This window comes from Bacillus sp. FSL L8-0167 (assembly GCF_038630295.1).
Lineage (GTDB): Bacteria > Bacillota > Bacilli > Bacillales > Bacillaceae > Bacillus > Bacillus safensis.
Window position 1 is genome coordinate 1216182 of the sequence record NZ_CP152027.1, and the last position, 22588, is coordinate 1238769.

Consider the following 22588-nt stretch of genomic DNA (forward strand, 5'->3'; position numbering starts at 1 on the left):
TAAAAAGCCAGCAAGTAGACAAACTGTTCTACATGCTGGCTTTTTTAGTGGATGAACGCCGAATAGGCAATGTACAGCATCTGAAAGAGCCGCCAGATTTAATAATTTCCGAAAAGTCCACTTTAATAACGGTGTACCCGTGAGCGGTTAATAAAGCATTTGTTTCTTGGTTGCTGGGCAGGCTGATCACTTTTTTCTGCCCAATGGATAAAACATTTGGTCCAAGTGTGAATTGCTCTTGTTCGCTGATTTCAATCAAATCATAATACGTTTTGAGCAGCTGGAGATCCTTTTGCTTGAACGCGTCAGGATAAATGATTATCTCGTCATGAGACAGAATATTCATCACACAATCAAGATGCAAAATGTGAGGAGGAAGGTGAATCGGAATGATGTCATGATCCGGCAGTTCCTTTTTTAGCTGGTAGATAGCGGCTGAACTAGTTCTTTTGCTCGTGCCAACAAACACACGCTTCTGATCCACAAGCACATCGCCGCCTTCAATCGTTCCGTCTGTCAAGGTGACAGCTGACCACCCTTTTGCGTGTGCCCATTCTTTTAGGTATTGTTCTTCCCCTTGCCGTACCGGAGCGGCCATACTTGAAACAAACAGTGTCTGTCCAATCGTAAACCCAATATCCCGAGTGAAGACTTGCTCAGGGAAGCGTTCATTCGCCGGGAGCAGGATAGGCCGTACTTGATGATCTTTAAGGGTTTGGATCAATTGCTTATGCTGAGCGACTGCTTTCATTTGAGAAATATTTTCTTTCGCAAAATGTTTCTGGGTTTCGTTAATAATTTGTTTGATTTCCATATAAATAGGACTGCATAAAAGAACTTCTTCTAAATCGTCGTATTCATTCATGCATTGCGGCATTTTGTATAATTGCTCTGCTCTCATAGAATCCATCAAATGGCCTCCTTGTTCATTCATAGTTCTATTATTCCTTCTTCTAGCCATGGTTGAAACATTTCCGAAAGAAAATCTCTCACATAAGACTAAAGCAAAAAGTTTAGACAAACCTAAAAGAATAGTGTTTAATAAAAGTCGTTCCGCATCCACGAAAACAGCAAGAAGGAGCTATGATGATGAGTGAAGAAAATTTCAAATACTGCAAGGAATCAAAAGTTGTTAAAACCAGTAGGGTATTCCCTCTTGATACGAATAACCACCAAACGTTATTTGGCGGGAAATTAATGAGTTATATAGATGACATTGCCTCCATCTCGGCAGCAAGACACAGCCGCAGTGAAACGGTCACAGCTTCAATGGATTCTGTTGACTTTTTAGAGCCGATTGGACAAAAGGAGTCAGTATGCTTGGAATCCTATGTCACATGGGTGGGTACGTCTTCTATGGAAGTGTTCGTCAAAGTCATTAAAGAAAACTTGATGTCTGGAGAGCGCAGACTCGCAGCGACTTCATTTCTGACATTTGTCTCATTAGATGAAAACGGAAAGCCTAAACGAGTCCCGCAGGTGATGCCGGAAACAGAGGAAGAAATCATGCTTCATCAAACAGCGAAGCAGCGGGCAGAGGAAAGAAAAAGCCGCCGAAAGCATAGTAAGGCGCTTGCTGACGCACTTGGGACAGATAAGCCTTGGGCGTAAAAATCACCCTTTAAGCGGTGATTTTTTTCTGTGCCAGTATCTTGCATGGCAAGATAGTGTATGGTAAGATAAAGCTATCTTGTGATGCAAGATACTGGAATCGGAGGAACAATCATGACAACATCCACACAAATGCTAAAAGGAATTTTAGAAGGCTGTCTGCTGTCGATTATTTCTGAGGGCGAAATTTATGGGTATGAAATGACGAAGAAGCTCGCGCATTATGGGTTTGATCAAATTAGTGAAGGCAGTATCTATCCGATTTTGCTGCGTATGCAAAAGGAACAGCTGGTGACCACCGTTACAAAAGCGTCAGCGAGCGGTCCGAAAAGGAAATACTATACGCTCACACAAGCGGGAGAACAAGCGCTCACAGAGTTTATTGACCGCTGGAATGAGCTTTCAAAAAATGTAAACCGCTTATTACAAAAAGGGAAGTGAGATTATGGTATCAAAAGAAACAAGACACATTCTACTAGAGCTGCAACTTTATCTCATATCAAAGGGAAAAAATCAGGATGAAATCGATGAGCTGATGGACGAACTGACAGCACATGCGGTTGAGGCTGAAAAAGACGGCAAAACAGGTGAGGATGTGTTCGGAGGAGATCCGCGGAGCTATGCTGATGAACTGGCAAAAGAGCTGTCAGGAAACCATAAAGACTGGGTGCCATTCGTCAGTGCTTTCTTAATTGGATCGCTTTTTTATATGATCTTATCAGATGCAATCAGCCAAAACTTATCCTATTCTTGGTTTGCTTTAATTGGATATCCGCTCGTTTTAGTGGCCAATGTCATCATGATCATTGTGATGTTTAGAGCGTCTGCCTTTCAAACAAGCAGCCGGGTATTTCTTTACTTTTGGATGTTAGGAATCTTTCAGCTGACAGCGATGGTGACAATCAAACTATTGGATCAAAAGGTCGGCACACCACTACTTGTCCTTACTTCTGGCCAGAGGTGGGGCGTCATTCTGCTCATGCTGCTATGCATCGTTGTATTCAATGCAATCTTAAAGGCGAATGTCGTTTCATTGATTCCGATCATCTTTTTCGGACCGCAGCTCATCTTCGAATGGATTGGCTGGACGTCACCAAGTGTGATTTTGCTGCAAAGCCTGCTATCTATTGTGATTTTAATAGGGCTTATGCTCATTGTCCTGCGCCGGGCAAATAAGAAAAATGAAAATACGAATGTAAACTGAGCACATCTCATACGATGTGTTTTTCTTTTTCTAAAAAAATGTAGAAATGGAATTGTATTTTTCATTACAATGGGGAGAGGACAAAAATGAAAAGGGGTTCTGTTTTTGGATATCGTATGGGGATATGTACTCGTCTTTGTATTGGCTGCTTTGCCTTTTTTTGAAGTGATTGGTGTCGTTCCATTCGCAATCTTAAGTGGGCTGCACCCTGTGACAACGGCTGTAATTGGATTCATCGGCAACTTTCTCACAGTTTTGCTTCTCATTGTGTTTGTGGACCGGTTTAAAGCATGGTGGTTAAAGAGAAAAGAAGAGAAAGGTGATGAGAAAGGAGAGAAAAAGCAGCTGCGGGCGAGAAAAATTTGGGAACGATACGGTCTGCCTGGATTAGCGCTCATTGGTCCTTTTATCATCGGCAGTCATTTAGCGGCCTTGATGTGCATGAGCTTTGGAACGAAAAGAAAGCAAGTCGCGGTGTGGATGACCGTCAGTTTAATGATGTGGACAGCGCTGGCTGCAAGTTTAACCGGTGCGGGCTTCCATTACTTTGCCCCAGATTCAAATGGGTTGTTCGGAGATATTTTTAGCAAGTAAAAAAGGGGGGATCATCAATGACAGTTCAAACAAGAACAGTACTAGAAACAGAGCGCCTGAAACTGAGAACGATGAATGAACATGATGCGTCATTTTTATATGACGAGCTGTTCCAGGATGAAGAAGTGATGAAGTATTATCCTTCTTTGAAGGATGAACAGCAGACAAAAGAGTGGATTGCATGGAATCAAAAAAATGACCGCATGTACCACACCTCGCTATGGATCATTGAAGATAAAGAATCAAATGAACGTCTTGGACAAAGCGGAATTGTTCTGCAAAATATCGAAGGACAAACGGAGCTTGAGATCGGATATATGCTAAAGAAAGCGGCGTGGGGGAATGGCTATGCTGCTGAGGCTGCAAAAGGCTGCCTTACCTATGGATTTGAAGAAATGAAGGTCAGACGAATGGTCAGCCTAATTCGTCCTGAGAATGAAGCGTCGGTGAAGGTCGCTTTAAAAATGGGCATGAAACAAGAAAAAACCATTTCAAAATGGGACCAAATCATTGATGTATACAGCATCACCCGTAACGGAGAAAACGGCTCGCTTACCGATTAAGCAGAGCCGTTTTTTTATGCACGCTGTTCTAACTGAAGCAAATATTTCTTCCGTTCAATTCCCCCGCCGTAGCCTCCAAGCTCACCACTTGTTTGAATCACGCGGTGGCAGGGAATGATAATCGCCAATTGATTCGCACCATTTGCATTACCAACGGCACGAACCAAATGCGGATCGCCCAGTTTCGCGGCTAGATCACGATAGGATCTCGTTTCGCCTGCTGGAATGAGTGAAAGCTGCTCCCACACCTTCATTTGAAAAGGGGTGCCATGTAAGGAAAGCGGTACAGTAAACTTGGTCAGCTTTTTCTCAAAATATAAGGCCAATTCCTTTGCTAATTGCTGATGGACGTTTGTTTCTCCAACTAAAATGCGGGCATGATGCTTCTTTCTTAATGTTTCAATTTCTTTTTCGAGTCCCCGCCTGTCCATAAACTCCAGTAAATACACATGTGTGGCATCTGTCACACTCATCATCCGCCCGATCGGTGTGGAAATAAAATTAGCATAAAGAATGTGAATCTGCGCTTTTTTAGGGGGATTTCCCATGATTTTCGTAAATGCATCATTGAAGGCGCTTGAAGATTCATAGCCGAAAGTGACCTGCTGATCGATTACTTTTTTTCCGTTCAAAATTTCTTTAAAGGCAAGTCCCATTCGGCGTGATCTTGCATATTGAACAAAGGTCATGCCGTAAATATCTTTAAATTTTCTTCGAGCTGTGGCAGAGTGAATCCCTAATTGGCGGAAGTCCTCTTCCTTCCAGCGTTTCTCAGGATTTTTTTCTACTGCTGAAACGAGTGTTTTGACTTCTTCAGGAATGCTGTTCGGGTATGTTAATGGTGTGCAGCGCTTGCAAGGGCGATACCCTGCCAGCAGTGCTTCCTCCGCTGTAAAGAAAAACTCACAGTTTTCAAATTTTGGCTTTCTAGCCGTACATGTGGCATGACAGAAGATGCCAGTTGTCTTAATACAGGCAAAGAATGTGCCGTCATATTGCGGATTCTTGTCAACAAGTGCTTGATAAAATTCATGTTTTTGTTCATCGGTCATCATCATATGAAGCCACCTCTTAATTTTTTATAAAATGTTTTTCAGCATTATTTGGAGTACAACGGATGATCTGTAAATGCATCATCCTAAAGTTGAACGTTCATCACATCAATCTGATTTTATTATATCAGCGGTGTGATCGTTGCTGTACCCGGAATAGATCCTTCTCCCTCGTATAACAATCAAGCATCATTCTCCTTCTTTTCTCATTTTTCACTTCCTGTTTTAGTTCATATATTTTAGCTGCTTCTGTTTCATTTCTTCATAAAATGCTTCAACTTCTTGTTCGTAAAGTACGGTCTCCATGTCCTTGTATTTACGCTTAATCGTCAATGTCATAAAAAATAAATGAATTGTCATATACGCTCGTTTCCCTTCAGTTCGCAGCATGTGAAACAGCCCGCAGATCTTCTTTATCAGTTGACCTGTTTCTAACCCTTAGTATACGGAGGTCCCATAAAATTTCTTTCGAAAAATGAACAAGTATATTTGCGTGTGGCAAGCAAAGCGGTAGACCGGTATTTCGGGGTGTGATACAATTTTGACACACAGAATCTGCTTTAAGTCAGATCTGCTTATTAAGAATTGGTTTTCTAGGGTTCCGTGCGGGTGGCGCAGTCTGGACCGAGAGAAAACACATAAGGTCTACACAATAGACCGTATGTACACGGAGGGATAAAAGCCCGGGAGATTTGATCAAACGATCGATTTCCGGGCTTTTTTTGTTGGTTGGAATCGTTCAGAAAGGAAGGGATTAGATGAAATGGGGAAATGTCTTTATTGCGGCGATCTTTGAAGTCGGCTGGGTGATGGGGTTGAAATATGCTGACTCTTTATTGGAGTGGGCCGCAACCATCGTTTGTATTGTCGTCAGCTTTTATTTACTCCTGAAAGCCACGACTGTACTGCCAGTTGGCACACTTTACGCCGTTTTCACCGGACTTGGGACAGCAGGTACTGTCATAGTAGGTATGGTAATGGGTGAGCCGGTACAGCTAGTGAAATTACTTTTAATCATGGTGCTTTTAAGCGGTGTATTAGGGCTCAAACTGACCACGGGTGAAAAGAAAGGGGAGACTGAATCATGAGCTGGCTTTTACTTATTGGTGCAGGCATTTTAGAAATGCTTTGTGTCACCATGATGAATCAATTCCAGAAAGACCGGCATGTCAAATGGATTTTATTCATTGCAGCTGGATTTTCGCTGTCCTTTCTCATGCTCTCTCTTGCGATGAATACAATTCCGATGGGAACGGCATACGCCATTTGGACTGGCATTGGAGCTGCTGGAGGAGCCATTGTCGGCATGCTGTTTTACGGTGAGTCGAAGGACGCAAAACGTATTTTCTTTATCGCACTGATTTTATCTGCGGCGGTCGGGTTAAAAATCATTGAATAAGAAAAGGCTGGCATCTGTCTGCCAGCCTCTCCATGTAGACAAACCCTCGCATTCTTTGTCAGGGCTGCAAAGGTTTTCTATCACGCGTTAAAAGTAGAAAAAGGGCTCAAATAAAAATCATTTGAGCCCTTTTTTGTTACATCGAATGATGATTGGAATCGTTTTCATTTTTGCGGTAAAGCTGACTCACTAGAAGAAAACAGACACCAAATGTGAGTAAAGGAATGAGTCTCTCACCGGCTATAAAAAGATAAATACCTGTGATCAGACATACGATGCCGAGCCAAAAGCTCACTTTACCAAACAAAGTCATGCTTTTCATCTCCATCACTCCTTTTGTGATAAAAGGTCTACTCATATTATATCACGCTAGGTGCAGAATTGAATGAATATTCAATAAAAAATGGACTCTTCATTGCTTTTTCTCTTTCCAGTCCAGTATAATATTTCATTAGAATGAAAACGTAAATGAGGTCATGATACATGAGAACATTGATTACAGAGAAACTTGAATTACACAGACAAAAGCACGAGCAAAAAGGCAGATTACTTGTCAGCTGCCCGGATCAGCCTGGTATTGTATCAGCTGTTTCTTCCTTTTTATTTGAGCACGGAGCGAACATCATTGAATCCAGCCAATACACAACCGATCATGAAAGCGGCCGGTTCTTTTTAAGAATTGAATTTGATTGGAAAGACATCTCGGCGAATATGGATCAATTGAAAAATAGCTTTGAGCCAATCGCAGCATCATTTCAAATGACGTGGAGCATGTCGCGTGCAAGTGAGCTGAAAAAGCTGGCAATCTTTGTCTCAAAAGAGCTTCATTGTCTGCATGAGCTTCTATGGGAATGGCAAAGCGGAAATTTAATGGCTGAAATCGCAGTTGTGATCAGCAATCATGAAACGGCAAAAGATACAGTAGAAGCACTCGGAATTCCATTCCATTTTGTAAAGGCGAATAAAGATATTCGCAAAGAAGCTGAAAAAGAGCAGCTCGCCTTATTAGAAAAGTACGACATTGATGCGATTGTGCTTGCCAGGTACATGCAAATTTTAACGCCTGGATTCATTGAAGAGCATCCGAACAAAATCATTAATATTCATCATTCCTTCCTGCCAGCATTTATTGGTGCAAACCCCTACAAGCGGGCATATGAGCGGGGAGTCAAATTAATTGGTGCGACTTCTCATTATGTCACCAATGATTTAGATGAAGGACCGATCATTGAACAGGATATTGAGCGTGTAGATCACCGGGATGATGCGGAAGCCCTGAAAAATATTGGCCGGACAATTGAGCGCAGTGTGCTTGCACGTGCTGTCAAATGGCACCTTGAAGATCGAATTATTGTTCATGAGAATAAAACGATTGTCTTTAATTGACCGCTTGACTTTTCTTTAGCAATTGGTGATAATATAAAAAAATTAACGAGCGTTGAAAAGGAATAGTAAGCAGGAACTGATGCGTAAAGAGAGCAAATGATGTGCTGAAACATTTGCCGCAGACAGCTGCTGAACCTGCCCTTTGAGCCTTAGAGGAAAAATCTAAGCGCGTGCCTGGCGTTACAGGAGTTGAGTGGAATAAGCAGATCGCATGCTTATTCAATGAAGGTGGTACCACGGAAAATCCCTTTTCGTCCTTTACATAAGGAGAAAAAGGGATTTTTTTGTGCCTAAAGGTATAGCGGAGGGAATCAAGGATGAAAAAGCAAAGGATCGTCATAAAAATTGGCAGCAGTTCATTAACAGAGCAAAAAGGAGCCATTGATGAACAAAAGATGCGGGATCATGTAAGAGCCATCGCAAAGCTCAAAGAAGCAGGTCATGAAATCATTTTAATTTCGTCAGGAGCCGTTGCAGCAGGATTTGGCAGCTTAGGCTATCCATCAAGACCTGTGACCTTAAAGGGGAAACAGGCAGCTGCCGCCGTTGGTCAGGGCTTGTTAATGCAGAAATATACAGAGCTTTTTTCACAGTTTCACATGACACCTGCTCAAATGCTTTTAACACGTAATGACTTTTCAGATCGAACAAGATATCGAAATGCTTACGCAACGATGATGGAGCTGCTGGAAAGAAAGATTTTGCCGATCATAAATGAAAATGATTCAGTCTCCATCGAGGAGCTTACCTTTGGGGATAATGACATGCTGTCAGCTCTTGTCAGTGGATTAATCCATGCAGACCAATTGATTATATTAACAGACATCAATGGCATTTATGATGCAAATCCAAATGAGCATCCTGAGGCGAAGCGGTTTGATGTCCTGACCCACATTTCAGAAGAATTGTTTTCATATGCAAAGAGCACCGGTTCAAAGGTTGGAACAGGCGGAATGAAATCGAAGCTGTCTGCTGCACAAACGGCACTTTCACTTGGCGTGAAAGTCTTCATTGGCACAGGCACTGGGGAAGACAAACTGCTTCGCATTCTTGCGGGGCAAGGCGATGGAACGTATATCGGTGAACAGGATTTATCAGCCGTGAACAACCGTCGTCAATGGATTCAATTCCACTCACCGGTCTCTGGAAAGATCATGATTGATGCAGGAGCAGAAGCGGCGATTTTGCATAATGGCAGAAGCCTTCTTCCGGCAGGAGTCATTGATGTCGCTGGTGACTTTTCTAAAGGAGAAGTCGTAGAAGTCGTCGGTCCAAACGGATTAGTTGGTAAGGGACAAACCTTGTACGCCTCCGATGAGCTTCTCGGCATTAAAGGAATGCGAAGTGACGAGCTTTCAAAAGAGAAGCCTGAGGTCATACACCGAGATCACTGGGTACAGCATGTACAAAACTGAGGAGGGAATACGATGAATGAAGTTCTTGAAAAAGCAAAAAAAGCAAGTGCAGCCAAAGATCAGCTGCTTCTAAAAACGACGGAACAAAAAAATGCTGCCCTGCACGCCATCGCGAGTGCACTAAAAGCATCTTCAGCTTATTTAATAGAGGAGAACCAAAAGGATGTTCAGGCTGCTGAGGAAAAGCAGTTCACGCCATCTGTCATCGACCGGATCACGCTCACGGAAGAGAGAATTGAAGCCATTGCAGACGCGACCCTTCAACTCATTCAGCTAAAAGACCCAATTGGTGAAACGTTAGAAACCATTCAAAAAGAAAACGGCCTGCTCATCGAAAAGGTCCGTGTACCGCTTGGAACGGTTGGAATGATTTATGAAGCAAGACCAAACGTGACAGTCGATGCTGCGACCCTTTGCTTGAAAACTGGAAATGCTGTGATTCTGCGCGGAAGCTCATCTGCTATTCATAGTAATAAGGCAATTGTAAAGGTGATTCATGAAGCGCTTCATACGACGGATATTCCAGTAGACAGTGTGCAATTGATTGAAGATACTGGCCGTGAAACGGCGAAAACGCTGTTCACCTTAAATGAATACCTGGATGTCCTCATTCCGCGCGGCGGGAAGAATTTAATTGATCTTGTCGCGAGAGAGTCAACTGTGCCGGTGCTTGAGACAGGTGCAGGAAATTGTCATATCTATATTGATGAAACAGCAAAAAACGAAATGGCTGAGCGGATTGTGCTGAATGCCAAAACCCAGAGACCATCTGTTTGTAATGCGATCGAGAGCATTGTCATTCATGAAACATGGGCAAAAACATACGGTGCTTCGTTATTTGAAGCCCTTCAATCAAATGGGGTAGAAATACGCGGTGATGAAGCCGTTTGCGCGCTTGCTCCTAGTGCTGCATTAGCGACAGCAGAGGACTATGCAACGGAGTTTTTAGCACCGATCGTCAGTATTAAAATTGTAGAAAACATAGAACAAGCGATTCAGCATATTCAAACATATAGCTCTAAGCACTCTGAAGCGATCATTACGGAAAGCGATGAGCATGCAGCCCTTTTCTTAACAGCTGTCGATGCTGCCGCTGTTTATCATAATGCCTCTACTCGTTTCACAGATGGCTTTGAGTTTGGCTATGGAGCGGAAATAGGAATTAGTACACAAAAACTTCATGCAAGAGGGCCAATGGGTCTGCCAGCCTTAACGTCTGAAAAATTTGTCATTCGTGGTCAAGGACAAATAAGAGAATAACGAATTTAAAAGAGAGTCTTGTGACAACAGGCTCTCTTTTTCCTTTCATTTTTGTATTTCTCCGGTCAAGTATGATAAAATATGGTAATGTTTTATATTTTGAGAAGATTGGAGAAGGCAACGTATGGCGAAAATCATTCCCTCTTCGGATATTGGAGTGAAAATCAACAAGTGGTATGAATTAATCCGCAGATTTGATTCAGAACAAGCAGAACAGTTAAAACAGGAAATTCGCACCTCTCTTGATTCAATGGAAGAAGATCAGAATTTGCTTCTCTATTTTTCTTTAATGGAATTTAGGCATGAAGTCATGCTCGATTATTTAAAGCCATTAAAGGAAGGAAAGCTTCGCGCCAACTTTTCCGAGCTTTCGAAAGAAATAGATGAGCATCAAACGCATGTCACAGGCATGCTTGAATACTACTATCATTTTTTTAGAGGCATGTATGAATTCGGGCGGAGGGAGTATATTGCTGCCATATCGTCTTATCAAAAGGCAGAGCACAAGCTTTCTTTTGTATCAGATGATATTGAACGTGCGGAATTTCATTTTAAAATGTCAGAAATATATTATCACATGAAACAAACACATATCTCGATGCACCATGCCAAACTAGCGCTGGATGTTTATGTTCAGCATGAACTGTATGCGCTTCGCACGATTCAGTGTGAATTTATTGTGGCAGGTAACTACGATGATATGAGAAGGCATGAAAAAGCATTACCACATCTCGAAAGAGCACTTGCGAGATCAAGAGAGTTTCAGAATGTGCGTTTTATTGCCTCCTCTTTGTTTAATATGGGCAACAGTTATTACCGAATGGGAGACTTGACCCGCGCACTCGAATTAATGAAAGAATCCATCTCGTTATTTGATCAAAATCAATCCGATCATCTTCGTCGATCTATAGACCCTCTTTATACAGCCGCTCAGATATTATACAAACAAGGAAAACACGAAGAAGCATTACACTACAGAGAAGAATGTATGAAGCGAGCAGAAGCTCTTCAAGATGACATTCATCTTCAGAAAACCATATTTCTAGAAGCATTGTATTTAAGACGAGATGCTGAGCATATCAAACGAATTTTCCATTTTTTAGAGTCTGTCTATGCATATCCAGATATAGAGGAACTGGCATTAGATACCGCAAAGTATTATAATGAAATGGGGGATTATGAAAAATCTTCCATGTTCTATGGGGAAGCGGAACATGCTCGAATCTATATTCAGAGAGGGGATTGTTTATATGAATTTTAAAAAATGGGCAGTCGTCTGTACAAGCATCACCATCATGGCATTGTGGCTGGCAGCAGCAAATGCCGACCCAGATAACAGAAACCATACGCTGGAACAACCGAATCCGCAGCACGACACGATCTAAAAGCCCTTGTTAAAGGGCTTTTTTTACTGCCTAAACACCATTCTGCGGGACATGCTCATAAAAAGGAAACGAGGAGGAAAACTTAAAAAAGAGTATTTACTGATTGACTCTACAATTTAAATTGTGTACAATTCAATTGTAGGAAATATTATTGGAGAGAAAGAGGGTTATATTCATGTCAGACGTTTTATTTACAGCAACGGTATCAGCTGTCGGAGGAAGAGAAGGTAAGGTTGTTTCAACAGATGGTGTACTTGAGCATGATGTAGCAATGCCTGGAACACCAAGAGCAAAAAAAATTGAAAAAGCAACAAATCCAGAGCAATTATTCGCAGCAGGCTACTCTGCATGTTTTGATTCAGCCCTTCAAATGGTAGCAAGACAAGAGCGTATCCGTTTTGAAAGTGAAGTAACAGCACATGTCAGCTTATTAAAAGACAGTTCAGATGGCGGCTTCAAACTAGGTGTTCAATTAGAAGTAAAGGGAACTGGAATTGAGCAGTCTGCATTAGAAGAACTTGTTCATAAAGCGCACGGCGTATGCCCATATTCAAAAGCAACTCAAGGAAACATCGAAGTAGAACTAGTAGCTGTCGCACAATAATAGATATCAATAAAAGGCTGAGGGAACATTCCCTCAGCCTTTTGATTGTGTTAAATTTTGCAAAAGCTCATGTAAAGAGGCACGCAGTGTTTTTAGCTCTTCTTCCGATCTTCCTGTCCCAGTCAGCATGTGAGACGGAATCGCAGTGGCTTTTTCTTTTAGCTGCTCTCCATATTCCGTTAAACGAATTTGCACAGACCGCTCATCCTCTTTCGAACGTTCTCGGATAATGAGTCCGTTTTGCTCCATTCGTTTCAGCATGGGCGTGAGTGTACCGGAGTCTAAATAGAGAAGCTCTCCCATCGTTTTCACATTTAATGTTCCATGCTCCCACAATAAAAGCAGTGCCAAATATTGCGGATACGTAATGTTTAATTCTTCTAATAACGGTTTATACTGCTTCGTCATCTCTCGTGAACTTGCATATAACAAGAAACAAAGCTGATTTTCCAGCTTCATATGTTCAAATTCATTTGTCATGTCAGTCACCAACTATTTTTTGTCATACTTATCATTGTATAAGATTTTCTTCCTTTTTAAAATAAATACAGACGAAAAATGAAAAATTCTTCAATGTGCCATCAATGTTTGAGAATTGAATAGAACGTGAAAAGGATGAATAGATGAAGGAGGAGATGAAGATGAAACCATTATTCACAGCAAAAGTAAAGGCGCAGCATGGAAGAGCTGGACATGTTCGTTCAGAGGATGGTGTGCTCGATCATAACATTGTCATGCCTAACGCTAAGAAAGATGGAGAGACTGGTACAAACCCAGAGCAATTATTTGCAGCAGGCTATGCAGCTTGTTTCGGAGGAGCACTTGAGCAGGTAGCCAAGAAGCAAGGGATAGAAATAGAATCGGAAGTAGAAGGACATGTCAGTCTTTTAAAAGATGAAAGTGACGGCGGCTTTAAGCTTGGCGTAAAGCTGATTGTATCTGCGAAAGGTCATGATCATGACAAAGTGAAAGAGCTTGTCCATGCTGCACATGAATTCTGTCCATATTCAAAAGCAACAAGAGGGAACATTGAAGTAGAGCTTGAAGTGACTGAATAAAAAAGTTTTCTATCACGCTGAAAAGAGAAACACCTGCTGATGAGCAGGTGTTTCTTTTTTAATATTCTTTCTTTTGTTCATATGCTTCCCATGCTTCAAATGGCGCAAGGGTTTTTTGAGGTGTCAGCTTGTAAAATGGTATATTTCTTGATTCGTATTCTTTGTTGATTTCTTCATAAATAAATGAGTCATCAAAACCAGAATCCGCTGCATCCTGATGTCCAGCGGCAAAATACACAGCTTTTGGTCTAGCCCAGTAAATAGCGCCAAGGCACATCGGACAAGGCTCGCAGCTTGTGTATAGAGTGCAATCTTCTAATTGGTATGTATTCAGCGTCTGGCACGCCTTTCGAATGGCTGTGACTTCAGCATGTGCGGTTGGATCATTTGCTGTTGTTACGTTGTTGCTGCCCTCTGCAATAATCTGACCATCCTTGACAATGACTGCTCCAAAAGGGCCGCCAGTACCACTATTGACTCCTTCTACTGCAAGATCAATTGCTCGTTGTAAAAAATCTTCGTGATTCATTGTCTTCCTCCCTTTGTTCGACTGACTTCTCTAGTATAAACGAATCATGCTAGAAAAGAAATCATCATAGTAGAAGATCGAACAGGCCAAATTACGCATAAAAAACCCCTGCCGCGTTCAGCAGGGGAGAGACATTCAATTAAGCGTGCTGCGCCAGCTTTTTACGAGCGACTTCAGCAGCTGTGACCATGTTTTTCAAAGCAGCAATGGTTTCAGGCTCTTGTCTAGTTTTTAGACCACAATCCGGATTCACCCAGAAGCGATCTGTTGGACAAACGTTCAGCGCATCATCAATGATCTCGCTCATTTCTTCAACAGATGGAACGCGCGGGCTATGGATGTCATAAACGCCTAGTCCAAGTCCTTTCAAATACGGGTGTTTTTCTAAGTAATCGAGGAATCCGCCATGACTGCGTGAATGTTCAATTGTAATCACGTCAGCATCCAAGTCTTCGATTGTATCGACAATATCCTCGAAGTTACTGTAGCACATATGTGTATGAATTTGTGTTTCATTTTGAACGGATGATGTAGATAAACGGAATGACTCTGCTGCCCAGTTTAAATATTCTGCCCAATCACTTTCTTTGAGCGGAAGTCCTTCTCTTAGCGCAGGCTCATCCACTTGGATCACTTGAATACCAGCTGCTTCTAAAGCTTCTACCTCTTTACGCAAAGCGAAAGCAATTTGGAAAGCAATGTCTTTGCGAGAGATATCCGTTCTTGGGAAAGACCAGTTTAAGATGGTAACAGGTCCTGTCAGCATGCCCTTGACTTTTTTCTCTGTTAAACTTTGTGCGTATACCGTCTCTTTCACTGTCATTGGCTCTGTAAACTCTACATCTCCATAAATGATTGGCGGCTTCACGCAGCGTGATCCATAGGATTGTACCCAAGCAAATTTTGTAAAGGCAAATCCGGCTAGCTTCTCACCGAAGTATTCAACCATGTCTGTACGTTCAAATTCCCCATGTACGAGCACATCCAGACCAATTTCTTCTTGAATATCAATCCATCGTTTTGTTTCTTTCTTAATAAACTCATCATACTCTGCATCTGTCCACTCATTTTTGCGCCACTTTTGACGAGCACTGCGCACTTCGGCAGACTGCGGGAAACTGCCAATTGTTGTTGTTGGAAGAAGCGGAAGCTCAAGTGATTCGTTTTGGATACGTAGGCGTTCTTCAAAGGCAGCTGGACGTTTAAAATCTTTCGATGAAAGATTGTTGCGTTCCGCTGTTAGATCCGCATTTGTTCCTTTTGCGAACTCTTTTAAGGTAAGAAGTGCTTGTGCTGCTTCGTTAATATCAGCATCAATGGCAGCTGCTCCTTTTGTTAAACCTTCTTTTAGTAATGTCAATTCAGCCAGCTTTTCAGTGGCATAAGACAGTCCGTTTAATAGTTTTTCTTCAAGCTGTTCGCTTGGGTGTTTGGCAACTGGCACATGCAGCAAGCTGCTTGATGGCTGCAGCCACACTTCTTTCGGCTGAACGTCAGCAATGACTTCAGAAATAAAGGATAATCTTTCGCCAAGGTCTGATCTCCAAATATTTCTTCCATCAATGACGCCTGCTGCTAAAATTTTATCTTTCGGGAAGCCGTGCTTTTTCACTTGATCAAGGTTGCGCCCTTGATCATGGACAAAATCAAGACCAATTGCTTCAACAGGATATGTGACAAGCTCTTCATACGCATCTACTGAATCAAAGTATGTTTGAAGAAGAATGTTCAAGCCAGGTACGGCTTCTTTGATCGTTTGATAAATTTCTTTTACGGATTTTACGTCTTCACTGGAAGCTGTGACAAGTGCAGGTTCATCAATTTGAACCCATTTGACGCCTGCTTCTTTAAGTTCTTTTAAAAGCTGAGTATAAAGCGGCACTAGACGCTGCTGGATTTCTTTCACTTCATTTGCTTCATAACCTTTAGAAAGTGAGACAAATGTATATAGACCAAGTACAACCGGTTTTGTTTCAACACCAAACGCCTTTTTCACCTTTTCGTAAGCTTCAAGCGGCTTGTTGTGTGTGAGTTTAAATTCTGTGCTTTTTTCGTATTCTGGAACGATGTAGTGATAGTTTGTATTAAACCATTTTGTCATTTCACTTGAGACGGCATCTTTTGTTCCTCTTGCCATCGCGAAGTATGTATCTAGCGGGTCTTTTAAGCTGCGGAAGCGCTCTGGAATCCAATTGAACATAACAGCGGTATCCAGCACGTGATCATAGAAGGTAAAGTCTCCAGAAGGAACAACATCAATTTGTTGATCGATTTGTGTTTTAATGGCAGTTAAAAATTGTTCATCCAGTGTGCTTAAGAGGGTTTCGCGGTCTGTTTGACCTTTCCAGTAAGACTCAAGTGCTTTTTTCCATTCTCTGTTTAAACCAATGCGCGGAAAGCCTAGATTACTTGTTTTAACAATTGTCAATTCCAATTCCTCCTCTAAATATAAAAAGACATTTACGCTCATGATCATGATTGATGAGGTAAATGTCTGGTTTAAAAGACAAAATGTGTGTGCGAAATAAGGCGTGAGTATCACTGACGCTTTTCCGACATCTCCTATCAACCGTAGGGGGTTTGATGTGATAGAGCGGCTGGTATCCTGGCTGGTGAATCTGCAAGCTTTTCATCCTTCCCATCCTAATGACAGTGGATTCCTGAGAAAAGCTCTCCTCACTCACAGTGGCGGGACCGCGCCGGATTTTCACCGGTCTTCCCAATTAAAATTCGACGTGTAATCGAATTACCGACTCTCAAACTATGAATTTATTGTGTTCGATTATATAACGTTCACTTCATTTCGTCAAAGTAAATTTTGAATAATTTTAATTAAAAAAATCCTGAGAAAATTCTATCTTTTCTCAGGACCTCTATTTAAGCTATAGAGATAAAAGATCTGCTTCTAATGTTTTTTCTAAAAGGACATCAGGCGCAGTTAAATATAAAAATCCATTCCCTACAAGGGCTTTCGACTGTTTTAATGGAAGGGTTCTTCTGACAAGCTGAGCATAAACCTCAGGCTCTGTCAGCTTGCGCTGGAACGCTTCTTCTTCGGCGTTTTTAATAATGGCTAGTGCACCGCTTACGTGAGGGGCGGCCATTGAAGTCCCTGTGAGCCTGCCATATTTATGGTTAGGGAGAGTGGATAAAATGTCTTCTCCTGGAGCGACGAGGTCGATTTCTTTATTGGCGTTAGAAAATTCAGAGGATTCTCTAGCAAGGGAAACAGAACCGACGGCAATGACTTCATTGTATGCTGCTGGGTAGGAGAACTCTTCCGTACGCTCGTCCCCGTCCCCTTCATTTCCTGCTGCGCACACCACAAGCACACCGCTTTTTACCGCATTTTGAATGGCTTCCTGCAGGGCAGGCTCATTGCTTGGACCACCGAGAGACATAGAGATAATATCCACCTTCTGCTCTGCGGCATAGTTGATGCCATCAATGATCCACTCATATTTTCCGCTGCCATTTTCACCGCCAAGAACTTTCACGATGAGCAGCTTGGCTTCAGGGGCAACCCCTAAAATTCCGCCATTTTGATCGGTTGCGGCAATCGTTCCTGCTACATGGGTACCATGCCCATTATAGTCTTTTACATTTTCAGCATCTCCATCGTCATCATCGGTAAAGTTCTTCCCACCGATAATCTGATCTTTTAAGTCGGGATGCTCTGTGTCACAGCCTGTATCAAGGACAGCAATGGTTATGCCTTTTCCTTTGAAGCCACTTGACCAAAGTTCGGGTGCTTTAATCTCCTGAATACTTTTCGGCGTCTCTTTCGCTTCCATCACATTGGCTTTTACTTCATACGGAATTAAGCGAATTTCACCTTTCATAAGAAAGCCCTCCTTATTTTGTTTTCAAAGTAGATTCAGGCTGCATAATGTTATTGTATAAAAGAAACTTTTGATCGGAAAGGGTCGATTGTAATAATTTTTCAAATAATCAATCTATTATCAAAAGTGCAGTTCTCCTCACATATTGACGAAAGAGCTCACCTTTTGAAGAAAACTCTTGATATCATATGAAAAAGAAGGAAATGCTGCATAGTGAGGTTGCACCTGTACAGATGAAAATGGGTGAATAGAACTAAAAGAGGCAGACTAAAAAATAATGAGATGAAGTAACAAATTGAGAAGAAGGATTAAGTTAAATGTTTTTTCTCAAAAATAATTCCCTCCATAAAAAAATAGATGTGAAGATTGTGACTGTTCCAAATGAGAAAGGCAACATATAATAATGGAAAGACAAGCTTGCCTTTTAGATAGGAGAGATAGAGATGAACAAAGGGAAGATACTCGTAGTCGAAGATGAAAAGAAAATCGCAAGGGTACTGTCACTTGAACTTGAATATGAAGGATATGAAGTGACAGTCAAAGAGACAGGAATGGACGGGCTTCAGGCTCTTGAAGAAGACAGCTTCGATTTGGTGCTGCTTGACGTCATGCTTCCAGAGTTAAGCGGTCTTGAAGTGCTGAGAAGGGTTCGGAAAACAAATACAGCGACACCTATTATTTTGATTACAGCAAGGGGAAGTGTTCCTGATAAGGTAAGCGGGCTCGATCTTGGGGCGAATGATTATATAACAAAACCTTTTGACATAGAAGAATTATTAGCGCGAATTCGCGCACAGCTAAGGTTGAATATACATGCACAAGAAGAAAAGGAGACAGAGCTGAGCATAGCAGATTTAACGGTCAACGAGAAAACAAGAGAAATCCAAAGGGCTGGGCAAATGCTTGAACTCACACCGAGAGAATATGACCTGCTTGTCCACTTATTGAACCATCAGCAGCAAGTGCTCACAAGAGATCAGCTTTTAACAGCGGTTTGGGGTTTTGATTATTTCGGTGATACAAATGTGGTAGATGTCTATATCCGTTATTTAAGGAAAAAAATCGATTACCCATTCGAAAAACAGCTGATTCACACAGTGAGAGGTGTGGGTTATGTGATGAAAGGATAAAGAATGAGATTAAAAAATAAGATTCAGCTTTATACGTCGTTGTCTTTGTTTTTAATGGTGCTCTTGTTTCATACAGCCATTTATTTTATTTTTTCGATGACCTTGACGCAAAAAGATATGTCCCGCTTGTCTGAGGTGGCTGAAAATATTGCCATTGCTTTAAAAAAATCAGAGGAAGAGGGTCTTCCGTCCTCGGAGCTGCTGAAGGCGTACCTGCCTCAAAATGGTATGATCCGAGTCGTGACAGAAACGGGAGAGTCAAAACTGACTGTCACAAAGGAATCAACGTTTAGCTCACTGCCTTTTACATACGAATCTGGCCAGACAGCAGAAATCAAAGAATACAATAAGCATATGATTGCGTTCGCTGCTATTCCGGTCATTTGGACAAATGGTGAGATTATGTCGCTTCAAGTATATGAAGAAATCGAAAATACGGAAGAGAACTTAGCGTTATTAAAAATGATTTTAATCGCTACCGGCGTTTTGTTTATTGTGCTTTCCTATTTTGCAGGCCACGTTTTAACAAAGCAAATTGTCCGGCCGATTAGCAGAATGACGAATACCATGAAGGCAAGTATGAAAGAGAAGGCGTTTAAACGAATTGAATTAACAGGCGATTCAAAGGACGAACTATATCAAATGGGACAAACCTTTAATGAAATGTCCGAGATTCTCGAGAAGCATTATGAAAAAGAACAGCAATTTTTGCATGATGCCTCCCATGAATTGAAGACACCGATTACCGTCATTATGAGCTACAGCAATTTACTCAAACGCTGGGGGCAAACACGTCCAGAGGTTGTAGAAGAATCCTCCCAAGCGATTCATGATGAAGCGAAAAAAATGAAAAGACTGACAGATCAATTATTGACATTGGCGAAAAACGGTCAGCCGTTATACTTGGATATGAAGCCGGTTGATCTTGGTCATTTGTGCAAGCAGCTTTGTCATACACTTGAAGTGGCTACCAATCGAACGATTCAATCTCATGTGCAGACAGATCAGCCGCTGATCGCAGAAGGAGACGAAGAGAAAATCAAACAGCTTTTGACCATCTTAATTGATAATGCGGTCAAATATAGCAGAGAGCCAGTTGATGTGACCTGCGGATGGGCAGAAGACAAGCCATTTATTTCAGTGATTGATCAAGGAATTGGCATAAAAGAAGAGGATCTGCCGAAAATCTTTGACCGCTTTTTCCGCGTGGATGAAGCGAGAAACAGTGAGACGGGCGGAACCGGACTCGGTCTTTCAATTGCGAAGCAAATTGCAGAAGAACATGAGGCCGAGCTGAAGGTAGACAGCCGTATCGGCGAAGGGACAGCCATGACCATTCTTTTTCAGAAATAAATGGGTCTTTTCTCATCAATTTCTCATTTCCTCCTTATAAAATAGGAAATAGGAAGGAGGCGCTGCATGTCTAGAAAAACGAAAATGGTGCTTGCGCTCGCAGGATGTCTTGTGATTCTTGCGGCCTTTGCAATGCTCATGATCCAAACCATTGATCAAAAAATATTAAGTGAAGCAGAAATGAAAAAAATGATCGCAAAAGACTACAATGGAAACATTACACATATTGATTTAATCAATCATAAACAGGACTATACAATGACGCTGGAAAATGCAAATGGCATCTATCAAATCATTGCATCTTCTGCAAGCGGTCAAATGAAAGAAATTAGACAGTTAAAAAGCTATCAAAAGCCAAATGAAAAAAATGCTGAGCTCCAGGCAGAAGAGGCGGCTGTTAAAAAGGTGAGCGGAACTGTCATTCAAAAAAAAGAGACGTCAGATCGTTTCATTTTTACCATCCAATCAAAAAAAGAATTATATCAAGTCGAGGTCGACAAACAGTCATTTAAGGTGCTTGAAGCAGAAAAGAAAAAACCAACCTCTAAAGAAAAGAAGCTTACGAAAATTACTGTCGAGGAAGCCATCCAAATTGCCGTCAAAGAAGTTGGCGGAACAGTGGATGATGCTGATCTTGAAACATTCAGCGGTATGCTCGTATTTGAGGTGGAGCTGGATTTGCCTGACGGCAGAGAGGCGGAGGTGCTTGTGAACGCCTATACAGGGGATATTGAGGGCATTACGTACGAAAACTAATCCTTTTCTCATGATATTCTCATGTTTCTTTCCTTCCTTTATCATCTTGTTTTCTTAAGATAGAGAAGAAATCAAACAGAGGAGGAATTGAACATGATGAAAAAAGTACTAGTAGCTACAGCATTAACGGGAACTCTTGTCGCAGGTGGTTTCACACTTCAAGCGCAAAATACAAATCAAACAGCAAACGCCGAGCAAGTCGTGCAAAAGAAATCGTCATTTGTTTCAAAGAAACAAGCTGAAAAAGCAGCCTTAAAAGTGGTGAAAGGCTATGTGGATGATGTGGATCTTGAGCGTAAAAAAGGAAAATGGGTGTATGAGGTCGAGATCAAAAAAGGCGGCTTTGAATATAAAGTATATGTCGATGCAAAAACTGGAAAAGCGATGAATGATCCAGTCAAAGAAAAGAAACAGAACGTGAAGATCACGAAAAAACAGGCTGAAAAAATGGCTCTTGCAAAAGTAAAAGGCACAGTCACTGATTCTGATCTAGATAAAGAAAATGGTGTGTACATTTACGAAATTGAAATCACAACACCAAGCGGCGAGGAAGTTGATTTTGAGATTTCCGCTAAAACAGGCAAAATCCTGAAGCAAGAATGGGATGATTAAGCTATGACCAAACCTTACACTTTCATGTGTAAGGTTTTCAGCGTGTAGACAAACCCTCGCATTCGGTGTCAGGTCTGCGCTCCGGTGCTCACGAATGTCGAATTCGCTCCGCTCCGGTGCTCGCCCTTCCTAGACTGCAAAGGTTTTCTATCACGCTGAATAGAAGACAAAGGGCTAAATAAAGATCATTTTAGCCCTTTGTCAACAATCTGCAAACCTTACACTTTCATGTGTAAGGTTTTTTCATTGGGACAAACTACGGGAAAGGAGGCGAGAGAATATGAAGAAAAAAGAAGAAGAGCAAACAATGGATCACGCGGAATACGTTCCGCATCCTGATGGAGAAGGATATGCTTTGTTTTTGCATGATTCCTTTCATCTCCTCTCCCAAGAGGATATGAATCAGCCGGAAGAGGAATAAAAAGACATGAAAAGGGCGATGGCTGAGCTGTCTATCGCTCTTTTTTTTGAAAAGTAAGCGAATACATAAGGATACTTGGCATCTTGCTTATTGACATCATTCCGCTTTTTCTGTAATCTCAGTGTGTTAACAATATGAGACTTCGTTAGGTGAGGCTCCTGTATGGAGATACGCTGCTGCCCAAAAATGTCCAAAGACGCCAATGGGTCAACAGAAATCATCGACATAAGGTGATTTTTAATGCAGCTGGATTTTTTCCTATGCCATACAGTGCTAAAGCTCTACGATTGAAGGAGCAAGTGTTTATTTTGTCATGCTTACAAAGCGCCTTCATTCGGTTGAAGGTGCTTTTTTATGAGAAAAGGAGGTGTGGGGATGGATCATCCCGATTCGAGACACATAGAGAGTATGTCA

Annotated in this window: 27 protein-coding genes, 3 riboswitches and 1 other annotated feature; of the genes, 19 read left to right on the forward strand and 8 right to left on the reverse strand. The window is 41.7% G+C overall.

Annotated features, from left to right (window positions below; genetic code table 11):
* Positions 1-28: 28 nt before the first annotated feature.
* A complete protein-coding gene (locus MHB66_RS06155) occupies positions 29-910 on the reverse strand; it encodes a dimethylarginine dimethylaminohydrolase family protein (protein WP_046310717.1) in 882 nt (293 codons plus the stop codon).
* A 179-nt stretch (positions 911-1089) separates the two neighbouring features.
* On the opposite strand from MHB66_RS06155, the gene MHB66_RS06160 reads away from it, so the two are divergent.
* The 5 genes from MHB66_RS06160 (at position 1090) to MHB66_RS06180 (ending at position 3972) form a co-directional block, all read left to right on the forward strand.
* Positions 1090-1611 carry an acyl-CoA thioesterase gene (locus MHB66_RS06160; RefSeq protein ID WP_008346212.1) on the forward strand — a complete coding sequence of 174 codons (522 nt, stop codon included), beginning with the start codon at positions 1090-1092 and terminating at the stop codon, positions 1609-1611.
* A 114-nt stretch (positions 1612-1725) separates the two neighbouring features.
* A complete protein-coding gene (locus MHB66_RS06165; RefSeq protein ID WP_034281498.1) occupies positions 1726-2052 on the forward strand; it encodes a PadR family transcriptional regulator in 327 nt (108 codons plus the stop codon).
* 4 nt (positions 2053-2056) lie between these two features.
* Positions 2057-2815: an NADH dehydrogenase gene (locus tag MHB66_RS06170; protein ID WP_046310720.1), complete on the forward strand. Its 759-nt coding sequence runs from the start codon at positions 2057-2059 to the stop codon at positions 2813-2815.
* Positions 2816-2920: 105 nt separating this feature from the next.
* On the forward strand, positions 2921-3409 hold the full coding sequence (locus tag MHB66_RS06175; protein WP_025092307.1) for a small multi-drug export protein: 489 nt from the start codon (positions 2921-2923) through the stop codon (positions 3407-3409).
* Positions 3410-3426: 17 nt separating this feature from the next.
* Positions 3427-3972: a GNAT family N-acetyltransferase gene (locus MHB66_RS06180; protein ID WP_046310723.1), complete on the forward strand. Its 546-nt coding sequence runs from the start codon at positions 3427-3429 to the stop codon at positions 3970-3972.
* A gap of 14 nt (positions 3973-3986) precedes the next feature.
* Here MHB66_RS06180 and MHB66_RS06185 read toward each other — a convergent pair whose 3' ends face one another.
* Both MHB66_RS06185 and MHB66_RS06190 read right to left on the reverse strand, forming a co-directional pair.
* Positions 3987-5030, reverse strand: coding sequence for a trifunctional transcriptional activator/DNA repair protein Ada/methylated-DNA--[protein]-cysteine S-methyltransferase (locus MHB66_RS06185; protein ID WP_041116410.1), 1044 nt, complete (start codon positions 5028-5030; stop codon positions 3987-3989).
* Between the two features lie 219 nt (positions 5031-5249).
* Positions 5250-5384, reverse strand: coding sequence for a YrzI family small protein (locus MHB66_RS06190; RefSeq protein WP_073204910.1), 135 nt, complete (start codon positions 5382-5384; stop codon positions 5250-5252).
* Positions 5385-5606: 222 nt separating this feature from the next.
* A riboswitch (guanidine-I (ykkC/yxkD leader) is annotated at positions 5607-5716 on the forward strand.
* A gap of 66 nt (positions 5717-5782) precedes the next feature.
* Between MHB66_RS06190 and MHB66_RS06195 the strand changes: the two genes are divergently transcribed.
* Together MHB66_RS06195 and MHB66_RS06200 are read left to right on the forward strand one after the other, a co-directional pair.
* Positions 5783-6112 (forward strand): multidrug efflux SMR transporter, encoded by a 330-nt coding sequence (locus MHB66_RS06195; RefSeq protein WP_041116412.1) that lies wholly within the window; start codon positions 5783-5785, stop codon positions 6110-6112.
* Positions 6109-6423: a multidrug efflux SMR transporter gene (locus tag MHB66_RS06200; RefSeq protein WP_024424636.1), complete on the forward strand. Its 315-nt coding sequence runs from the start codon at positions 6109-6111 to the stop codon at positions 6421-6423. The genes MHB66_RS06195 and MHB66_RS06200 overlap by 4 nt, the downstream gene beginning before the upstream one ends.
* Before the next feature lie 136 nt (positions 6424-6559).
* Here the strand turns inward: MHB66_RS06200 and MHB66_RS06205 are convergent, their stop codons facing one another.
* On the reverse strand, positions 6560-6745 hold the full coding sequence (locus tag MHB66_RS06205) for a hypothetical protein (RefSeq protein ID WP_034281503.1): 186 nt from the start codon (positions 6743-6745) through the stop codon (positions 6560-6562).
* A 161-nt stretch (positions 6746-6906) separates the two neighbouring features.
* On the opposite strand from MHB66_RS06205, the gene purU reads away from it, so the two are divergent.
* The 6 genes from purU to MHB66_RS06235 all read left to right on the forward strand — a co-directional run bounded on the left by purU (position 6907) and on the right by MHB66_RS06235 (position 12473).
* Positions 6907-7809 carry a formyltetrahydrofolate deformylase gene (gene purU / locus MHB66_RS06210; RefSeq protein ID WP_046310727.1) on the forward strand — a complete coding sequence of 301 codons (903 nt, stop codon included), beginning with the start codon at positions 6907-6909 and terminating at the stop codon, positions 7807-7809.
* Positions 7810-7852: 43 nt separating this feature from the next.
* Positions 7853-8071 (forward strand) — a binding site (T-box leader).
* 55 nt (positions 8072-8126) lie between these two features.
* Complete coding sequence (proB, locus tag MHB66_RS06215) at positions 8127-9224, forward strand: glutamate 5-kinase (protein ID WP_034281505.1); 1098 nt, start codon at positions 8127-8129, stop codon at positions 9222-9224.
* 12 nt (positions 9225-9236) lie between these two features.
* Positions 9237-10484, forward strand: a complete 1248-nt coding sequence (locus MHB66_RS06220; RefSeq protein WP_046310729.1) for a glutamate-5-semialdehyde dehydrogenase — start codon at positions 9237-9239, stop codon at positions 10482-10484.
* 124 nt (positions 10485-10608) lie between these two features.
* The gene (locus MHB66_RS06225) at positions 10609-11745 is read left to right on the forward strand and encodes a Rap family tetratricopeptide repeat protein (protein ID WP_046310731.1); all 1137 of its coding nucleotides are present in this window, start codon (positions 10609-10611) and stop codon (positions 11743-11745) included.
* Entirely contained in the window at positions 11699-11869 is a 171-nt protein-coding gene (locus MHB66_RS06230; RefSeq protein WP_235362209.1) for a phosphatase, read from the forward strand. The genes MHB66_RS06225 and MHB66_RS06230 overlap by 47 nt, the downstream gene beginning before the upstream one ends.
* Positions 11870-12044: 175 nt before the next feature.
* Positions 12045-12473, forward strand: a complete 429-nt coding sequence (locus MHB66_RS06235) for an organic hydroperoxide resistance protein (RefSeq protein WP_041116420.1) — start codon at positions 12045-12047, stop codon at positions 12471-12473.
* A gap of 33 nt (positions 12474-12506) precedes the next feature.
* Here the strand turns inward: MHB66_RS06235 and MHB66_RS06240 are convergent, their stop codons facing one another.
* Entirely contained in the window at positions 12507-12953 is a 447-nt protein-coding gene (locus MHB66_RS06240; protein WP_024424644.1) for a MarR family transcriptional regulator, read from the reverse strand.
* Positions 12954-13114: 161 nt separating this feature from the next.
* On the opposite strand from MHB66_RS06240, the gene MHB66_RS06245 reads away from it, so the two are divergent.
* Positions 13115-13531 carry an organic hydroperoxide resistance protein gene (locus MHB66_RS06245; RefSeq protein ID WP_046310733.1) on the forward strand — a complete coding sequence of 139 codons (417 nt, stop codon included), beginning with the start codon at positions 13115-13117 and terminating at the stop codon, positions 13529-13531.
* Positions 13532-13589: 58 nt separating this feature from the next.
* Here the strand turns inward: MHB66_RS06245 and MHB66_RS06250 are convergent, their stop codons facing one another.
* The 3 genes from MHB66_RS06250 to MHB66_RS06260 all read right to left on the reverse strand — a co-directional run bounded on the left by MHB66_RS06250 (position 13590) and on the right by MHB66_RS06260 (position 17902).
* A complete protein-coding gene (locus MHB66_RS06250) occupies positions 13590-14060 on the reverse strand; it encodes a nucleoside deaminase (protein WP_034281510.1) in 471 nt (156 codons plus the stop codon).
* A 139-nt stretch (positions 14061-14199) separates the two neighbouring features.
* Positions 14200-16488 carry a 5-methyltetrahydropteroyltriglutamate--homocysteine S-methyltransferase gene (metE, locus tag MHB66_RS06255; protein ID WP_046310735.1) on the reverse strand — a complete coding sequence of 763 codons (2289 nt, stop codon included), beginning with the start codon at positions 16486-16488 and terminating at the stop codon, positions 14200-14202.
* Positions 16489-16637: 149 nt separating this feature from the next.
* Positions 16638-16829, reverse strand: a riboswitch (cobalamin riboswitch).
* A 113-nt stretch (positions 16830-16942) separates the two neighbouring features.
* Entirely contained in the window at positions 16943-17902 is a 960-nt protein-coding gene (locus MHB66_RS06260) for a S8 family peptidase (protein ID WP_046310737.1), read from the reverse strand.
* Between the two features lie 443 nt (positions 17903-18345).
* Between MHB66_RS06260 and MHB66_RS06265 the strand changes: the two genes are divergently transcribed.
* From MHB66_RS06265 to MHB66_RS06285, 5 genes are all read left to right on the forward strand, one after another.
* Complete coding sequence (locus MHB66_RS06265; protein WP_034281512.1) at positions 18346-19032, forward strand: response regulator transcription factor; 687 nt, start codon at positions 18346-18348, stop codon at positions 19030-19032.
* A gap of 3 nt (positions 19033-19035) precedes the next feature.
* Entirely contained in the window at positions 19036-20385 is a 1350-nt protein-coding gene (locus MHB66_RS06270; protein WP_034281513.1) for an ATP-binding protein, read from the forward strand.
* A 66-nt stretch (positions 20386-20451) separates the two neighbouring features.
* On the forward strand, positions 20452-21141 hold the full coding sequence (locus MHB66_RS06275; protein ID WP_034281514.1) for a PepSY domain-containing protein: 690 nt from the start codon (positions 20452-20454) through the stop codon (positions 21139-21141).
* Positions 21142-21234: 93 nt separating this feature from the next.
* Entirely contained in the window at positions 21235-21753 is a 519-nt protein-coding gene (locus MHB66_RS06280; protein WP_034281515.1) for a PepSY domain-containing protein, read from the forward strand.
* 280 nt (positions 21754-22033) lie between these two features.
* Positions 22034-22174, forward strand: a complete 141-nt coding sequence (locus MHB66_RS06285; RefSeq protein WP_003212346.1) for a hypothetical protein — start codon at positions 22034-22036, stop codon at positions 22172-22174.
* A gap of 134 nt (positions 22175-22308) precedes the next feature.
* Positions 22309-22473: riboswitch (M-box (ykoK) riboswitch) on the forward strand.
* Positions 22474-22588 lie beyond the last annotated feature (115 nt).

Bases quoted from the DNA above. Each gene is read 5' to 3' on its own strand.
- MHB66_RS06185 (WP_041116410.1), bottom strand. From the start codon at position 5,030: ATGATGATGACCGATGAACAAAAACATGAATTTTATCAAGCACTTGTT.
- MHB66_RS06220 (WP_046310729.1), top strand. From the start codon at position 9,237: ATGAATGAAGTTCTTGAAAAAGCAAAAAAAGCAAGTGCAGCCAAAGAT.
- MHB66_RS06190 (WP_073204910.1), bottom strand. From the start codon at position 5,384: ATGACAATTCATTTATTTTTTATGACATTGACGATTAAGCGTAAATAC.
- MHB66_RS06225 (WP_046310731.1), top strand. From the start codon at position 10,609: ATGGCGAAAATCATTCCCTCTTCGGATATTGGAGTGAAAATCAACAAG.
- MHB66_RS06285 (WP_003212346.1), top strand. From the start codon at position 22,034: ATGAAGAAAAAAGAAGAAGAGCAAACAATGGATCACGCGGAATACGTT.
- MHB66_RS06155 (WP_046310717.1), bottom strand. From the start codon at position 910: ATGGATTCTATGAGAGCAGAGCAATTATACAAAATGCCGCAATGCATG.
- purU (WP_046310727.1), top strand. From the start codon at position 6,907: ATGAGAACATTGATTACAGAGAAACTTGAATTACACAGACAAAAGCAC.
- MHB66_RS06180 (WP_046310723.1), top strand. From the start codon at position 3,427: ATGACAGTTCAAACAAGAACAGTACTAGAAACAGAGCGCCTGAAACTG.
- MHB66_RS06250 (WP_034281510.1), bottom strand. From the start codon at position 14,060: ATGAATCACGAAGATTTTTTACAACGAGCAATTGATCTTGCAGTAGAA.
- MHB66_RS06165 (WP_034281498.1), top strand. From the start codon at position 1,726: ATGACAACATCCACACAAATGCTAAAAGGAATTTTAGAAGGCTGTCTG.
- MHB66_RS06195 (WP_041116412.1), top strand. From the start codon at position 5,783: ATGAAATGGGGAAATGTCTTTATTGCGGCGATCTTTGAAGTCGGCTGG.
- MHB66_RS06230 (WP_235362209.1), top strand. From the start codon at position 11,699: ATGCTCGAATCTATATTCAGAGAGGGGATTGTTTATATGAATTTTAAA.
- MHB66_RS06205 (WP_034281503.1), bottom strand. From the start codon at position 6,745: ATGAAAAGCATGACTTTGTTTGGTAAAGTGAGCTTTTGGCTCGGCATC.
- MHB66_RS06170 (WP_046310720.1), top strand. From the start codon at position 2,057: ATGGTATCAAAAGAAACAAGACACATTCTACTAGAGCTGCAACTTTAT.
- MHB66_RS06275 (WP_034281514.1), top strand. From the start codon at position 20,452: ATGTCTAGAAAAACGAAAATGGTGCTTGCGCTCGCAGGATGTCTTGTG.
- MHB66_RS06270 (WP_034281513.1), top strand. From the start codon at position 19,036: ATGAGATTAAAAAATAAGATTCAGCTTTATACGTCGTTGTCTTTGTTT.
- MHB66_RS06235 (WP_041116420.1), top strand. From the start codon at position 12,045: ATGTCAGACGTTTTATTTACAGCAACGGTATCAGCTGTCGGAGGAAGA.
- MHB66_RS06280 (WP_034281515.1), top strand. From the start codon at position 21,235: ATGATGAAAAAAGTACTAGTAGCTACAGCATTAACGGGAACTCTTGTC.
- MHB66_RS06260 (WP_046310737.1), bottom strand. From the start codon at position 17,902: ATGAAAGGTGAAATTCGCTTAATTCCGTATGAAGTAAAAGCCAATGTG.
- proB (WP_034281505.1), top strand. From the start codon at position 8,127: ATGAAAAAGCAAAGGATCGTCATAAAAATTGGCAGCAGTTCATTAACA.
- MHB66_RS06265 (WP_034281512.1), top strand. From the start codon at position 18,346: ATGAACAAAGGGAAGATACTCGTAGTCGAAGATGAAAAGAAAATCGCA.
- MHB66_RS06160 (WP_008346212.1), top strand. From the start codon at position 1,090: ATGAGTGAAGAAAATTTCAAATACTGCAAGGAATCAAAAGTTGTTAAA.
- MHB66_RS06200 (WP_024424636.1), top strand. From the start codon at position 6,109: ATGAGCTGGCTTTTACTTATTGGTGCAGGCATTTTAGAAATGCTTTGT.
- MHB66_RS06245 (WP_046310733.1), top strand. From the start codon at position 13,115: ATGAAACCATTATTCACAGCAAAAGTAAAGGCGCAGCATGGAAGAGCT.
- MHB66_RS06240 (WP_024424644.1), bottom strand. From the start codon at position 12,953: ATGACAAATGAATTTGAACATATGAAGCTGGAAAATCAGCTTTGTTTC.